The organism is Pseudonocardia yunnanensis, assembly GCF_039534065.1.
Taxonomy (GTDB): domain Bacteria; phylum Actinomycetota; class Actinomycetes; order Mycobacteriales; family Pseudonocardiaceae; genus Pseudonocardia; species Pseudonocardia yunnanensis.
In genome coordinates, this window is the sequence record NZ_BAAAUS010000020.1 from 121414 (window position 1) to 135585 (window position 14172).

The 14172-nt window shown below is 67.8% G+C and carries 12 protein-coding genes; 6 read left to right on the plus strand and 6 right to left on the minus strand.

Annotated elements, in window-relative coordinates; translation table 11 throughout:
* Window positions 1–28: 28 nt before the first annotated feature.
* From ABD743_RS19325 to ABD743_RS19340, 4 genes are all read right to left on the minus strand, one after another.
* Window positions 29–850 carry a carbohydrate ABC transporter permease gene (locus ABD743_RS19325; RefSeq protein WP_343982696.1) on the minus strand — a complete coding sequence of 274 codons (822 nt, stop codon included), beginning with the start codon at window positions 848–850 and terminating at the stop codon, window positions 29–31.
* A complete protein-coding gene (locus tag ABD743_RS19330) occupies window positions 847–1776 on the minus strand; it encodes a carbohydrate ABC transporter permease (RefSeq protein WP_344723508.1) in 930 nt (309 codons plus the stop codon). The genes ABD743_RS19325 and ABD743_RS19330 overlap by 4 nt, the downstream gene beginning before the upstream one ends.
* A gap of 97 nt (window positions 1777–1873) precedes the next feature.
* The gene (locus ABD743_RS19335; RefSeq protein WP_344723509.1) at window positions 1874–3199 is read right to left on the minus strand and encodes an ABC transporter substrate-binding protein; all 1326 of its coding nucleotides are present in this window, start codon (window positions 3197–3199) and stop codon (window positions 1874–1876) included.
* Between the two features lie 165 nt (window positions 3200–3364).
* Window positions 3365–4315, minus strand: a complete 951-nt coding sequence (locus ABD743_RS19340) for a lactate/malate family dehydrogenase (RefSeq protein ID WP_344723510.1) — start codon at window positions 4313–4315, stop codon at window positions 3365–3367.
* Window positions 4316–4436: 121 nt separating this feature from the next.
* Between ABD743_RS19340 and ABD743_RS19345 the strand changes: the two genes are divergently transcribed.
* The 3 genes from ABD743_RS19345 to ABD743_RS19355 all read left to right on the plus strand — a co-directional run bounded on the left by ABD743_RS19345 (window position 4437) and on the right by ABD743_RS19355 (window position 8470).
* Window positions 4437–5306, plus strand: coding sequence for a hypothetical protein (locus ABD743_RS19345; protein WP_344723511.1), 870 nt, complete (start codon window positions 4437–4439; stop codon window positions 5304–5306).
* A 66-nt stretch (window positions 5307–5372) separates the two neighbouring features.
* Complete coding sequence (locus ABD743_RS19350) at window positions 5373–6638, plus strand: MFS transporter (protein WP_344723512.1); 1266 nt, start codon at window positions 5373–5375, stop codon at window positions 6636–6638.
* A 920-nt stretch (window positions 6639–7558) separates the two neighbouring features.
* Window positions 7559–8470 carry a hypothetical protein gene (locus ABD743_RS19355; protein ID WP_344723513.1) on the plus strand — a complete coding sequence of 304 codons (912 nt, stop codon included), beginning with the start codon at window positions 7559–7561 and terminating at the stop codon, window positions 8468–8470.
* A 40-nt stretch (window positions 8471–8510) separates the two neighbouring features.
* On the opposite strand, the gene ABD743_RS19360 is transcribed toward ABD743_RS19355, so the two are convergent.
* Window positions 8511–9089 (minus strand): TetR/AcrR family transcriptional regulator, encoded by a 579-nt coding sequence (locus tag ABD743_RS19360; RefSeq protein WP_344723514.1) that lies wholly within the window; start codon window positions 9087–9089, stop codon window positions 8511–8513.
* Window positions 9090–9312: 223 nt separating this feature from the next.
* On the opposite strand from ABD743_RS19360, the gene ABD743_RS19365 reads away from it, so the two are divergent.
* From ABD743_RS19365 to ABD743_RS19375, 3 genes are read left to right on the plus strand one after another with little or no spacing between them, the layout of a single operon-like run.
* Entirely contained in the window at window positions 9313–9765 is a 453-nt protein-coding gene (locus ABD743_RS19365; RefSeq protein WP_344723515.1) for a (2Fe-2S)-binding protein, read from the plus strand.
* Window positions 9752–10711 (plus strand): FAD binding domain-containing protein, encoded by a 960-nt coding sequence (locus ABD743_RS19370; RefSeq protein ID WP_344723516.1) that lies wholly within the window; start codon window positions 9752–9754, stop codon window positions 10709–10711. Before ABD743_RS19365 ends, ABD743_RS19370 begins: the two co-directional genes overlap by 14 nt.
* Complete coding sequence (locus tag ABD743_RS19375) at window positions 10711–12885, plus strand: xanthine dehydrogenase family protein molybdopterin-binding subunit (RefSeq protein WP_344723517.1); 2175 nt, start codon at window positions 10711–10713, stop codon at window positions 12883–12885. The genes ABD743_RS19370 and ABD743_RS19375 overlap by 1 nt, the downstream gene beginning before the upstream one ends.
* Before the next feature lie 235 nt (window positions 12886–13120).
* Here ABD743_RS19375 and ABD743_RS19380 read toward each other — a convergent pair whose 3' ends face one another.
* Window positions 13121–14161, minus strand: a complete 1041-nt coding sequence (locus ABD743_RS19380; RefSeq protein WP_344723518.1) for a LacI family DNA-binding transcriptional regulator — start codon at window positions 14159–14161, stop codon at window positions 13121–13123.
* Window positions 14162–14172: the final 11 nt, after the last annotated feature.

Genomic DNA, 14172 nt, shown 5'->3' on the forward strand with positions numbered 1-14172 from the left:
AACGGATCGACGGAGGGGAGTGGGCTGCTCAGCCCTTCACGGCGCCGGAGGTCATCCCGGCGACGATCTGGCGGTTGAAGAAGATGAACATCACGAGCGGCGGAATGGTGATGAGCAGGATGTCCATGAAGAGCAGGTTGTAGCTCGTCTGGAACTGGCTCTGGAAGTTGTAGAGCGTGAGTTGCACGGTGGGATTGCCGGGGAGGAAGTAGAGGGGATTGACGAAGTCGTTGAAGACCTGCACCGCCTGTACGACGATCACCGTGACGACCACCGGCTTCAGCAGCGGCAGGATGATGCGGAAGAAGACCCGCAGCGGGCCGGCACCGTCGATGATGGCGGCCTCGTCGATCTCCCGCGGAATCGTCGAGATGAAGGCCCGGAAGAGCAGGATCGAGAACGACAGACCGAACGCCACCTCGACGAGAATGAGCCCGAGCATGGTGTCGAACAGGCTGATCCCCTGGAGCACCCAGATCGTCGGAACCACGGCCGGTGGGATGATGAGCCCGGACAGCACGAGGAAGTTGATGAACGGGTTCCAGCGCGTCTTCCGCCGTTGCAGCACGAACGCCACCATCGCGGAGAGCACCACGATGCCGGCCACGCTGGCGACCGTCAGGACGGTGCTGTTGATGAAGGCGATCACGAGCATCAGATCGCGCGCCTGAATCACTTCGACGAGGTTGTCGACGAAAGCGATCTCGGTGGGCCAGGAGAACTCGAGGAGGTTGGCCTCCTGCCGCGTCTTCAGCGACGTGAGCAGGATGAACGCGAACGGGACGACGAAGATGACCCCGGTGAGGACGAGGCCGAGCGTGCTGGCCCAATAGCGGTAGGTGCGGTTCACATCTCCACCTCTCGCCGGTTGAGGAAGAGAGTCAGCGGCAGCACGATCGCCGTGACGACCACGAACAGCACCACGTTGCCCGCGGTGGAGATTCCGTAGAAGCCGGCCTGGTACTGCTTGTAGATGACGGACGCGATCACGTCGGAGGTGTAGCCCGGCCCACCGCGTGTCATCGCCCAGATGAGCTCGAAGGATCGCAGCCCTCCGATGAGCGACAGGATGATCACCGTGGCGGTGGCGGGCCGCGCCAGCGGGAGAATGATGTGCCGGAAGTTCTGCCAGGAGTTGGCCCCGTCGACCCTCGCTGCCTCGTGGTACTCCTGCGGGATCGAGACGATGCCGGCGATGTAGATCACGGTCGCGAGGCCGACACCCTTCCAGACGTCGACTCCGGCGATCGACAGCAGCGCGAGGTCGGGATCGGTGAGCCATCCCGGCCCGTCGATTCCCAGCAGCGCGAGGGAGTCGTTGATGAGCCCGTCCTGCGGATCCATGAGTACCTGGAATGCGATACCGACACCGACGGTGCTCACGAGCACCGGGAAGAAGATCACCGACCGCAGGAATCCGCGGGCGATGATCTGCGACGTGAGGAACACCGCGAGGAGCAGGCCCAGCACCACCTTCGCCCCGGACGTGACGAAGGCGTAGATCATCGTGTTCACCAGGCCGGTGACGAGCTGTGGTTGCTCGAAAAACGTGACGAAGTTGCCGAAGCCGATGAACTCGGTGTCGAAGAGCGTCCACCGGGTGAGGCTGAAGTAGAAGGACGCGAACGTGGGCACCAGGAACAGCACCGAGTAGACGATCGCCGCCGGGAGATAGAACCAGTGCGGGTAGGGGCTCTTCCGTTTGCCGCCCGCCTTGACGGGCCGGGTGCTGCGGCCGGGCGGCGCCGCAGGTTCGACCATCGTGTTCGTCGCCATCGTGCGCCTCCCTGCGCGGGTCCGGGCGCCGAGCCGGCTCGTCGGAAGAGCCGGCTCGGCGACCCGGTCGGGTCTGCCGGCTTTCAGCGCGGGCCGGTCACCAGCCCTCGAGGCCGAGCTGCTGGGCCTGCTGAGCGACGTCCTGGTCGTAGAGAGCTGCGGCGTCCTCCGCGGAGCGGATGCCGGAGCCGACCTCCACCGTGAGGTTCTCGAGGTTCGGACCCTTCACGGGTGAGAGGAACTCCAGCGCCGGGCTCGCGGCGCCCCGGCTGAGGTAGGACTGGATGTCCTGCACCGCCGGCGGCACGTCCGCGGGGAGCTCGCAGCCCTGCACCACGTACGGGCCCGTCGGCGTTGCCGCCTCGGTCATCGCCTGACAGCCGGCGGGGCTGGCGATGAAGGCCAGGAAACGCAGCGCCGCGTCGCGCACCGGGCCCTGCGTCGTCTGCGGTGTGTACGCCGCATTCGGCGTCCAGACGGTGAGGCCGTTCGTCGCCGCGTCGGGGCCCGGCAGCGCGAAGACGCCGATGTTGGCGACCGCGTCCGCGTGGCTGGCGACGAGCTCACCGATCGCGCTGGTGAGGATCGGGTAGTGCACGCCCGTGCCTTCGGCCAGCATCCGCAGCCCGTCGTTGTAGGTGGCGGATCCGAAGTCCTCGTTCATGTAACCGGCGTCGTGCACCGCCTGCTGGTGCTGGAAGCCCCGCAATGCCGCCGCGGACGTCGCGTACTTGACCTTGCCGGCCGTGTACTGCTCGGGGAAGCTCGGCTCGGACTGCAGGACGTTGCGGAAGTCGCCGAGGACGAACAGCTGTGAGGTCCAGGTCTCCCGATAGGTCTGGATCACCGGCGCGGCGTCGGTGCGTTCGGCGATCACCGCGTTGTTGGCCATGAACTCGTCCCAGGTCTGCGGGATCTTGAGACCGAGCTGCGCGTAGACCGCCTTGTTGTACATGATGGCGCCGGCCTGGACGGTGCCGACCGGGGCGCCGAAGACCTGGCCGTTGCCGGACACCGCGTCGACGAATGTCTTGTCGAGGTCCTTGGTCCACGGCTGGTCCGTGACGGGCAGAAGGGTCTGAGCCGGGTCGAGGGCCTGCAGGAGCGACCCGGAGTTGTAGACGAAGACGTCCGCCATGTCCCCGGTGGCGAGTCGCGTCTTGACGAGGTTGTCGCCCTCGGTGCCTTGGGGGCGTTGCTCGACCTCGACGGTCACGCCTGAGTTCTGGGCCATGAAGGCTTTGGCCAGGCCCTCGGCGGTTGCGATGTCTTCGGGGCCGTTGCTGGTGAGAAACGACAGCGTGACGCCCTCACCGTCGCCCCCGTTCGAGGTGAGACTGCCGGCACTGCACCCGGTGGCGACGACGGCAGCTGCCGCGAGGGCGACGAGCGCCCGCGCTCGCTGGGACGTGGGCTTGCGCATCGTTTGACCTCTTTGTCAGACGTGGCTGCGGTCTTGAATCGTTTCAAGATGTGACTGGGGATGCTAGGCGGGCACCTGTCCAACGGTCAAGATCTGGTTACACAGCGCATCATCGCAACGAGCCCGGGGGACGCTGGTGTTCGTTCAGCTGGGGCCGGCGGAGGGCTACTGGTCGACGGCCGCGAGGGCGCGGCGTGTGGCGTCGCGGAGTGTGGAGACGCTGCGGTCGAGGGCAGCACGTTCCTCCGGGGTCATCCGCGGCTGGTGCATCTCGATGACACCACCGGCGCCGAGCACGCTGACCAAGGACAAAGTGACGTCGAAGTCGGGGTTGTAGGCGGCCACCGGGAGGACGGCGCGTTCGTCCCGCAGCACTGCCTCGCAGAGGCGCGCGGAGACGGCCCCGATGCCGTACTGGCTGGCTCCGGTGCCCTCGATGATCGTGATGTTCGCGTATCGGATGCTTTCCTCGACCTCCGCGCGCACCGCGTCCAGCGGCTGCCCGCCGTCGTCGAGCAGGTCGAGGACCGGGATGCCGCCCACCTCCGCGGACGACCACAGCAGCACTTCGGACGTGCCGTGTTCACCGACCACCATCGCGTGGACGTCCAACGGGCGAACCCGCAGACGATCGGCCAGGTGCACGCGAAAGCGCAGGCTGTCGATCAGCGTGCCGGTGGAGAAGACCCGGTCGTGGCGGGCCAGGTGGCGGGTGAGATCCGCGAGTGGGTCCGGGGGATCGGTGACCACCATCAACACGGCCTCGGGTGCAACTGCGACGATCCGCGGCACGACGTCGGCGTAGACCTTCGCGTTGGTGTCCAGCAGGCGCAGACGGCCCTGCGGATCGGAGCGGTCGGTGGCGCCTCCGGTCTTCTCGTTCACTCCGGCCGTGATGATCACCAGCGCGGCGTCGTCGAGGTCCTGATACCCACCAGCGCGCACGTCCACCACGGGCGACAGTGGGGCGGCATAGCGCATGTCAGTGGCCACACCGGCGGCCCGCTCGGCTGCCTTGTCGACCAGCACGATCTCCCGGCAGATCCCCCCGCGTTCGACGAGCGACAACACCGTCGCCGCTCCGACCGCACCCGCTCCGACCACACCGACCTTCACGACACCACGCTCCTCCCGGATCCGGACCCGCCTCGAAGGCTGTACCCACATCAGCGGCGGCGCCATCACCCGCCGAAGAGGACTGCGTGGTCGCGGTGCCCCTGGCGGGCCGGCGTCCAGCGTGGACACAGGCGATGTCGGCCCCGGCAGGATGGGCGGGATGATCGACGCGCTGCGTGCCTCCGACGAGCCACTGGGCCCTGACCAGTACCTGGTCGTGTCAACGCACGCGTGGGCGATGAGATCGCACAGTTTCCTGCGCGGTCGATCCGGCACACCCACCGTCCGGTACATGCTGTTGGAGGAGCTACGCACCGACCGATGGGTGCCGGCACAGCCGAGCCGAGACTGGATTGGCCACCAGCGCCGCACCGGGCGGCGATGGTGGCTCCTCGGGTCCGAAGAGGAAGCCCGCGCCGACGGGATCGACCTCGACCACCAGGACCACGCCGGCCGCGTCCGCGCGCCCTACGGCGATTTCCGTGCCGAGCGTGAGAACCGGCGACCGGGCCCGCGTCCTGGTAGCTGGCGCGCACCCAGCCCGGACTTCCTTGCTGCGCTACCCCGCGATCCCGACCGGCTCATTGCCCGACTCGAGATCGACCACCCCCGTACCCGCTTCTCACATCCACTGACGCACGTGGCCGATGCGCTACGCAGTTGCCTGTTTCCCGCCGACCTCCGCACTGTGCTCTATCGCGGTCTGCTGCAGCGTCCCGAGATCGATATCGACGAGCACGCCGTCGACCTCGATGGTCGCCTCTGCGTCGCGTTGGCCTGCGACGTCGGCGCCCGAACCCGTGAGCTACTGATCGATCCGGCCAGTGGGCAGTACGCCGGTGAGCGCGAGACGGCCGGCAACAACCCGCTGTGGCCGGTCGAACCCGGCACCGTCGTCACGTCGAGCGCCACCCTTACCGCGATCACCGACGGACCCGGCGAGCTTCCGGAACATCTCGCCGAGCACACCCGCGACGGACTCCCGACCTGAGCCGGGCTCTCCGCCGTCGCGGCGAAGCGGGCACGGCTACGCTCGCCTCATGATCGGCTGGTCCCCATGACGGACCAGACCGCGCCGCTGCGCCGCCATCGGGGGTTCCGCCGATTCTGGGCTGCCTCCACGATCTCCGACGGTGGCACCTACATCAGCGTCTTCGCCGTCGGTGTGCTCATCGTCGCCGACCTCGGGGGCACCGCCACCGACGTCGGAATCGTCCGAGGCGCGGGGATGGTCCCCTACCTCGCGGTCGGACTGTTTGCAGGCGTGCTGGCCGACCGCGTCCGCCGCAAACCGCTGCTGGTCGGCACGGATCTCGGCCGAGCGGTCGTGCTGGCCGGAGTGCCCCTGCTCGCCGCCACCGGACATCTGAACGTTCCGGTGCTCGCGGCGCTGATGGTGGTGTTCGGCCTGCTGTCGGTGCTGAACGCTGCCGCCCACCAGTCCTTCCTGCCGCGCCTGCTCCCGCGTGAACTCCTGCCGCGCGCCAATGCGCGGCTTCAGCAGAGCGACGCGGTGGCCCAGACGACCGGCCCGTTGCTCGGCGGCGGTCTGGTGGCCGCGATCGGTGCACCACTCACCGTGCTCGTCGACGCCGTGAGCTACGCGCTGTCGGGCCTGCTCATCGCCGCCGTTCCTGTGCGCGACCCGGCGCCGCGACCGACCGCCATGTCGGTCCTCGCCGAGCTGCGCGAGGGCGCGAGTTGGGTCTACCGGCACCCCACGCTGCGACCGCTCGCGCTCTCCACGCACGGCTGGTTCCTGTTCAACTCCGTGTTCGTCACGGTCTACGTGCCCTACGCCTACCTGGAGCTGAGCATCGGCCCGATGGGCCTGGGCGTGACGTTCGCCCTGGCCGGAGTAGGTGCGCTGCTCGGCAGTTCCGCATCGGAGTTCCTCGGTCGCCGCGTCGGCATCCCCGGGACGATCGCGGGCTCCCGCGTGATCGAGGCGGGCGGGATCGCGGTCATCGCCGCCGCGGCGTCAACGGACGGGACCTCAGTCGTCGTGGTCGCGGCGGCGGGCCAGCTCATCTACGGGCTGGGATTCGGCGCCGAAGGACCGATCGAGCTGGCTTACCGTCAGGCCGTCACGCCGGACCGGCTGCAGGGCCGGACGAACGCCACGATGCGATCGTTCAACCGCGCCGTCGTCGTGGTCGGCGCCCCGCTGGGCGGGTTGCTAGCCGACACCGCTGGTCCAGGACCTGCGCTCTGGATCGGCTCGGCGGGCATCATCAGCGCAGCGCTGCTGCTCGCCGTCTCCGGCTTCCGCGTCGCAAGCCTCGACGACCAGCCGCCAGCCGAAAGCGCGCAGAGCAGGTGAGTCGCCATTGACGGGACGGCCGCTCTACGTACACCGCGGCCATTGCTCTGCAACGAGCGCCACGCTCGGCCTCGCCAGCCGCACTGGATCTGCCGCAGGCCTTCAGCTCGTGTCACAAGCAACGTCACGACCGCCGCGATTGCATCGCTTGGACTGAGCCCGTTCCCGCGTGCGTGCGCGTCTTCTGAACGGGGGATCCTCTCGCGGACGTTCCGACGTGCCGTTCGTCGGCGAGGGTCAACGTTGTCCGGGCCTCGCCGAACCGCTGCGCATGAGACCGCAGCCGCGCCGTCCACGAACAAAGTTCACGACACGAAACGAGGTCGCTGGCTGGGAGGGAGATGTCGGCGGGCCGGTTCGGGCCAGACGTTGGCCGGTGTTGCCCTCCATAACCGGGTCGTTCTACAGAGGGGCTGGGCACGACCTCTTCGGTCGGCGAAGTGTGGGGGACGGGCAGCAGGCCAAGAAGCTTGAGTCTCTCGCCCGTCCGCTGATCCCGGACGGGCGCCTGGTTGGAGCGGGTTCAGATCGGCTGCGCACCCCAGGCATGCCCCCGCCCCGTCCGCCCTCAGCGGATTACGGCACTGCGCACTCCGCGCTTCCAGGTATCTGAGCCAGGAACAGGTGCTCATACCAGTGCAGGCGATCATGTCGTGATCCTCGCGACTGCGCGATCGCTGCATTCGGTTCTCGGGCTAGGAGGCAGCGCTGGTGACCCTAAGCTTGCAGCAGTCTCGCTCGTACATTGCGGTGCGCAGATGACATCGACGCGCAAATTCAATAAGCCGCCGTTATTTGTAGCAATTTCTGCAACCCTTCTTATTGCGCTCGCCATGGCGGCGGCTGCGGCAGTGGCTGCAGTTTGGGCTGTCACGTGGCCTCGCTCTCCAAGTCTAGCCGGTGTGCCAGACAGTCAGATAGTGTCCCTTCTTCAGCTCTCCCTGGCCACTGCCGCATTTATGGGTGGTGTCGTCGCGCTGACCGTGGCGTACCGTAAGCAACTCCTCGCTGAAGCCGCTCACGAACTCGCCCTCGCGCAGGAGAGTCGTGAAGATACCCGCGTATTCAACGAGCGCTTCGGATCGGCCACAGTGCAGTTGGGTCACGAGAAGTCAGCTGTACGACTTGCCGGTGTCTACGCCATCGCTGGTCTTGCCGACGACTGGCTCGCGCAGAGGCAGACATGCGTTGACGTCCTATGTGCATACCTCCGCATGCCGTATAACCCGGCAGACTCACCCCCTGGGGGAGCGGAGGTCCGTCGAACGATAATTCGATCAATAGCGGATCATCTACGCCCTGACTCGCTCACGTCCGCTTCCTGGGCAGGGCTGACCTTGAATTTTACCGGCGCGCTGCTCGATTCTCCCAACTTCGTGAATGCCGATTTTCGGGGTGCGGCCGTTCTCTTTGATCGAGCTATCTTCATCGGGCGTCGCGCGAGTTTCTACCGGGCACGCGTCGAGGGCAGTACCCTCTTCTTTCGTCATGCAAAGTTCGAGTGCAACGACCTCTCGTTCGAGGCGGCCACGATCGGACCCAAGGCTATCCTCAACTTCGAAGGGAGCGAGTTCGGGCCTATCGCGTTCAGGTTTACCGATGCGAAGATCAGAGATTCTCGAATCTCTCTGATCGAGGCTCAACTCCGCTGCACGGTCGACACATCCCGAATGGAGATCAGTGACAGTGTGTTTGCGCACTCGACGGATTGGCGGCCGCCGCCACTAATTTCCTCATACGCCGCGGTTGAGTCCCATGACGACCCATGGCGTGAGTACGGCCCGCCGCGCAACATGGGCCACCGGGTATTGAACCCTGAACCCGCGGAATAAAGGTGGCGGCGGGCCACGTGACAGGGCGACTACCCTGTGCTCAATTCGAGCGATCGCACATACCTCGCCACAGCAGGTCGGTGAGACACGCGGTCTGGTTCTTCCAGTCGGCACTGCGGTCGAGGTACAGGAGGCCGCCCAGGCCACGCAGGACGGTTTCCGGATCGAGGTCGGCACGGACGGTTCCGGCATCGACATTGGCCTTCAACAGTGTGGCGATCGCACCGACCAGGGCCTCGTAAGCATTCGGAGGCAGTTCCCCGCGGGAGGGCGTGGCGGCGCGAAGCGCGTTGGCCAGGCCGCGCTTGGTCATCATGTAGTGCGCCAGGTGCTCGGTGGTCCATGTGCGGAAGGCCTGTTCGGGGGTGTGGTTCTCGAGCAGGCTCGGCACGACGTCGACGAGATGTTGTACCTCGCGCTGGTAGACCGCCAGGATGAGCGCTTCCGGCGTGGGGAAGTGCCGGTACACGGTGCCGACCCCCACTCCGGCCTTCTTCGCGATGGCGTTGAACGAGACCTCGTCCGAGCTGGCCAGTGACCCGGCGGCCGCGGCGAGGATGCGTTCGTGGTTGCGCCGGGTGTCCGCACGCCGGGGGCTGACCGATCCCGTCGTCGTCATTGGCTCTCCCGGATCGTTCGTCGCGTTCGTCCTGAATGTAGTGCAGCAGGCCCTGGATCGGGCTTACCTCCCGTGAGCCCTCGTTGCGAAGCGGATCATAATCCGCTAGCTTGGACGGCTGAAGCGGATGGCTATCCGTTTCAGTGTCGCGGCGGCTCGTAGCCGCACCGCGACCCATGCCGTCAGGCTTCCAACATGGACGATCTGGGGAAACGAAGATCCAGTGGACATCTCACTCGAAGTCAACGGCAAGGTGGAACAACTCAGCGTGGACCCTGGCGTGACACTGCTGGACACGCTACGCGAACGCCTCGACATCACCGGTCCCAAGAAGGGATGCGACCGCGGCCAGTGCGGCGCGTGCACCGTGCACGTCGGCGGCCGGCCCGTGCTCTCATGCCTGACCCTGGCCGCCACCGTGAAGCAGCCGGTGACAACGGTGGAAGGACTCTCCGACGGGGATCAGTTGCACCCCGTCCAGCAGGCGTTCCTCGACCAGGACGCCCTGCAGTGCGGGTTCTGCACTCCGGGGCAGGTCATGTCGGCAGTCGCCGCGGTCGAGGACGGCGTCGAGGACGTGCGCGAGTTCATGTCCGGCAACATCTGCCGCTGCTCTGCCTACCCGAACATCATCGCGGCAATCGAACAAGCGAGGCACGCCGATGCGTCCCTTTGAACTCACAGCACCGGCTACCGTCGAGGCCGCTCTCGCGTCACCCGGCACGTTCCTGGCCGGTGGCACCACCCTTGTGGATCTGATGAAGCTCAACGTCCTGACACCGCAGCGTGTCCTGGACATCAACGAGCTGCCGTTGCGAGGCATCGACACCAGCGACGGGCTGCGCATCGGTGCGTTGGAGCGGATGAGCGACATCGCCGGGCACCCCGGCGTGTACCCCGTGATCTCGCGTGCCTTGCTGCTGAGCGCTTCCCAGCAGCTGCGGAACATGGCGAGCATCGGCGGAAACCTGATGCAGCGCACCCGGTGCACGTACTTCCGCGACGTCGCCATGCCGTGCAACAGGCGGGATCCGGGTAGCGGTTGCCCTGCGATCTCCGGGGCCAACCGGATGCACGCCGTGCTGGGCACGAGCGAATCGTGTGTCGCCACCCACGCCAGCGACGTGGCGGTCGCGCTTGTCGCGCTGGGAGCGAAGATCCGGTTGGCAGACGCCGCGGGAAGCCGCATCGTCGAGCTGGCCGATTTCTACCGCCTGCCGGGCGACTCTCCCGATGTGGAGAACGACCTGCGCCCCGGTGAACTGATCACCGAGGTCCTGGTCCCACGGCTGGACTGGGCGTCGCATTCGACGTACGTGAAGGTGCGGGATCGGCAGTCCTACGAGTTCGCGCTGTGCTCCGCCGCGGTCGCGCTGGACATCCAGGACTCGCGCATCGTCGACGCCCGGGTGGCGGTCGGTGGGGTGGCGACCGTGCCGTGGCGGCTGACCGCGGTCGAAGCGGCCCTGCGGGGTGCGCCCGTGACCACGGAGGCCTTGGAGGCCGCCGCGTCCGTGGCGGCCGAGGGTGCCAGGCCGCTGTCCGCGAACGGTTACAAGGTGACGTTGCTGAAGCGCACCGTTCTCCGTGCACTGCTCGAACTGACCGAGGGGAGCAACTGATGGTCAGCCGGTTGGACGGGCCGCTGAAAGTCACCGGCCGGGCCGAGTACGGGGCGGACCACAACTTCCCCGGCATGGCCTACGGATACATCGTGCTCAGCACGATCGCCCATGGCGAGATCGAGGCCATGGACGTCACCGCCGCGAAGAGCGCACCCGGCGTGATCGGCGTGTACTCGCCGTTCGACCCGCTGGAGCTGCGCACACCGAGTACCCCGATCTTCGGCGAGACCTGGGTTCCGTTGCAGGACAGGGAAGTCACCTACTACGGCCAGCCGATCGGCTTCGTGGTGGCGGAGACCTTCGAGCAGGCCCGGGACGCGGCGATGCTCGTCGCGGTCACCTACCAGCCGCGGCCGGCCCTGACCTCGCTGGAGGACGGACTGGCCTCGGCCGAGGACGCGCCCCCGGCCTTCGACGGTTCACCGCAGTCCCACACGGTTCTCGCCGACGGCGTCGAGTCCATCGAGGACGCGCTCGCTGCGAGCCCGGTGGTCGTCGAGGCGACGTACACCACCGCTACCCAGAACCACGCCGCGATGGAGCCGCACTCCGCGGTCGCGGTATGGAACTCCGGCGTGCTGACCGTCTATAGCGGGAACCAGGGGTCGGATCTCCAGGCAGCGGAGGTGGCCGGTGCGCTGGACATGGATCCGTCGTCCGTCCACGCGGTGAACCCGTTCGTCGGCGGGGCGTTCGGCGGCAAGGGTCGCACGTCCTCGCCCGCGTTCCTGGCGGCGGCAGCAGCCCGGGCTCTCGACCGGCCGATCAAGGCCGCGCTCACCCGGGAGCAGGTGTTCACGGCGACCGCGGGCCGCGCCGCGACCGTACAGACGATCGCGCTCGGCGCGGACACGGACGGCACGCTGATCGCGGTGCGCCACGACTCGTGGTGCAGCACAGCGGCCGACCGGTCGTTCGTCGAGCCGACGTCGCACGGCACCTCGCGGGAGTGGTACGCCACCCCGAACCTGGCCATCAGCCAGAAGATGGTGCCGCTGAACATCCCGCCGACCACGTTCATGCGGGCGCCGGGGGAGGCGCCTGGCTCCTTCGCGTTGGAGAGCGCGATCGACGAACTTGCGGTTGCGCTGAACATGGACCCGATCGAGCTGCGCCTGAGGAACGACTCGGCCGCGCCGCCCGGCAAGGACCTGCAGTGGTCGAGCAAGCATCTCGACGAGTGCTTCCGCATCGGTGCGGCCCGGTTCGGCTGGGCGAACCGCACGCCGCACGGCCACACCGACGGCGACTGGCTCGTGGGTCTCGGCACGGCCACCGCGATGTTCCCCGCCTTGCGGTTTCCGGCCTCCGTCGAGGTCAGGCTGCAGGCCGATGACACGGCCGTGGTCGCGACCAGCGGAGCGGACCCGGGCACCGGCCTGCTGACCGTGCTCTCACTGGTGGGAGCGGAATCGCTGGACATCTCGCCGGACCGGATCACGCCGCGGCTGGGCGACTCGGCGTTGCCGCCGGGTGGCATGTCCGGCGGCTCGACCGCTACAGCGAGCGCAGGGTCGGCCATCATGATCGCCGCGACCAAGGTGATCGACGACCTGCTGGCCGTGGCCGCGTCCCCCGGCTCACCGTTCGAGGGCATGGAGGTCTCGTACTCCGACGGTCGCGTGCTGGGCGGCGGCCGGGCGATGACGTTCGGTGAACTGCTGCAGGCCGTGGGACGCCCGTCGATCTCCGCCACCGGCTCGTCGGCACCCGGCGAGGAGCTGACCAAGCACTCGTTCAGTTCGTTCGGTGCCCAGTTCTGCGAGGTCCGCGTGCACAAATGGACGCGCGAGGCCCGCGTGTCACGCATGCTGGGCGTGTTCGACGCCGGCCGGATCATCAACGACAAGACGGCCCGCAGCCAGATCATGGGCGGCATGATCTGGGGCGTGTCCGCTGCCCTGCACGAGGGCATGGAGATCGAGGCGAACGGCCGGCTGGCCAACGGGGACTTCGCGGGCTACCTGCTCCCGGTGAACGCCGACATTCCTGAGGTCGACGTCCACTTCGTGCAGTACCCGGACACGCTGCACAATGCCGTCGGCGCGAAGGGCGTGGGCGAGATCGGCACGGTTGGCATGGCGGCAGCCGTTGCCAACGCCATCTACAACGCCACCGGCGTCCGCGTCCGTCACATCCCCATCGTGATCGAGGATCTCCTGGAGCAGTGACGCCCGGGAGCGTCAGTCGTCCCGACGCCCCGGTGGGCGGTTCCCTCTGTCGGGGAGCCGCCCATCGGGGGATTTCCTGACACCGCTTCCACGTCAGGTCGGCTGCGTGGCCAGCAACCGGCGGAGGATCTTCCCGCTCGGTGACTTCGGGATCGTGTCGACGAACTCGACACTGCGCACCTTCTTGCAGGGCGCGACCGTTCGGCAACCCAGGCCATCAGCTGCCCGAACTGTGTCAGGAGCTCTCGCGTTGCACGAGCCGGAAACCGACGTCGCGGACCGGCTCGGCCACGGGACGGCGCTGCATCCGGTCCAGCAGCAGCGTGCCGGCCAGGGTCCCGATCTCCTGCGTCGGCACAGCCACGGTCGTCAGGGAAGGCACGAGGTGTGCCGAGACCTCGAAATCGCCGAACCCGGTGATGGCGAGCCGCTCCGGGACCGGGATGCCCCGCCGGGTGCAGGCGAGCAGGGCGCCGGCGGCGAAGACGTCGCTTGCGAACACCACGGCGTCGGTGTCCGGGTAGCGGGCGAGTGCCCGGTCGAGCAGCGCGACACCGGTGTCCATGCTGACCGAGAGGTCGTCGGCGGCGACGATCCGCGGCTCGACGGCCAGGAGCTCACGCACGGCCGCGGCGAACCCGTCCCGGCGCTCGGCGGCGCGGAAGTCACCGGACTGAAGTGCGCCGGCGTAGACGAGGCGCCGCCGCCCCCTGTCGACCAGGTGGCGGACGAGCTCGGCCGCGGCCGCCGCGTTCGAGAACCCGATGAGCAGGTCGACAGGATCGTCGGTCCAGCCCCACGTCTCGACGACGGGGATGGCCGCCGACGTGAGCAGCGCCCGTGTGCCGGGTGTGTGCTCGGTGCCGACGACGAGCAGGCCGTCGGGGCGCCTGCCGAGGAAGCTGCGGATGAGCTGCTCCTCCTGGTCGGGCCGATAGTCGGTGCTGCCCACGAAGATCTGGTAGCCATGCGGGGTCAGCGCCTCGGAGAAGGCGTGCACGGTCTCGGCGAACACCGAGGCGTTCATCAGCGGGATGATCGCCGCCACCGCACGGCTGCGATTGGATGCCAAGTTGCTCGCCGCGAGGTTCGGGACGTACCCGGTGGCGGCGACGGCCTGCTCCACCCGCTCGTAGGTATCCACCGCGACGGCCTCCCTGTCGCGCAGCGCCCGGGAGACCGTCTGGGGAGACACGCCCGCGGCCGTCGCCACATCGGCGAGGGTCACCGAGCGAGTCGCGGAGCGCCTGCGCGGGCGGCGAGGCGTCGGGTTCACGGGCGGAACCG

Coding starts and splice junctions, on each gene's coding strand:
- ABD743_RS19330 (WP_344723508.1), bottom strand. CDS start 1,776: ATGGCGACGAACACGATGGTCGAACCTGCGGCGCCGCCCGGCCGCAGC.
- ABD743_RS19335 (WP_344723509.1), bottom strand. CDS start 3,199: ATGCGCAAGCCCACGTCCCAGCGAGCGCGGGCGCTCGTCGCCCTCGCG.
- ABD743_RS19350 (WP_344723512.1), top strand. CDS start 5,373: ATGACGGACCAGACCGCGCCGCTGCGCCGCCATCGGGGGTTCCGCCGA.
- ABD743_RS19360 (WP_344723514.1), bottom strand. CDS start 9,089: ATGACGACGACGGGATCGGTCAGCCCCCGGCGTGCGGACACCCGGCGC.
- ABD743_RS19370 (WP_344723516.1), top strand. CDS start 9,752: ATGCGTCCCTTTGAACTCACAGCACCGGCTACCGTCGAGGCCGCTCTC.
- ABD743_RS19375 (WP_344723517.1), top strand. CDS start 10,711: ATGGTCAGCCGGTTGGACGGGCCGCTGAAAGTCACCGGCCGGGCCGAG.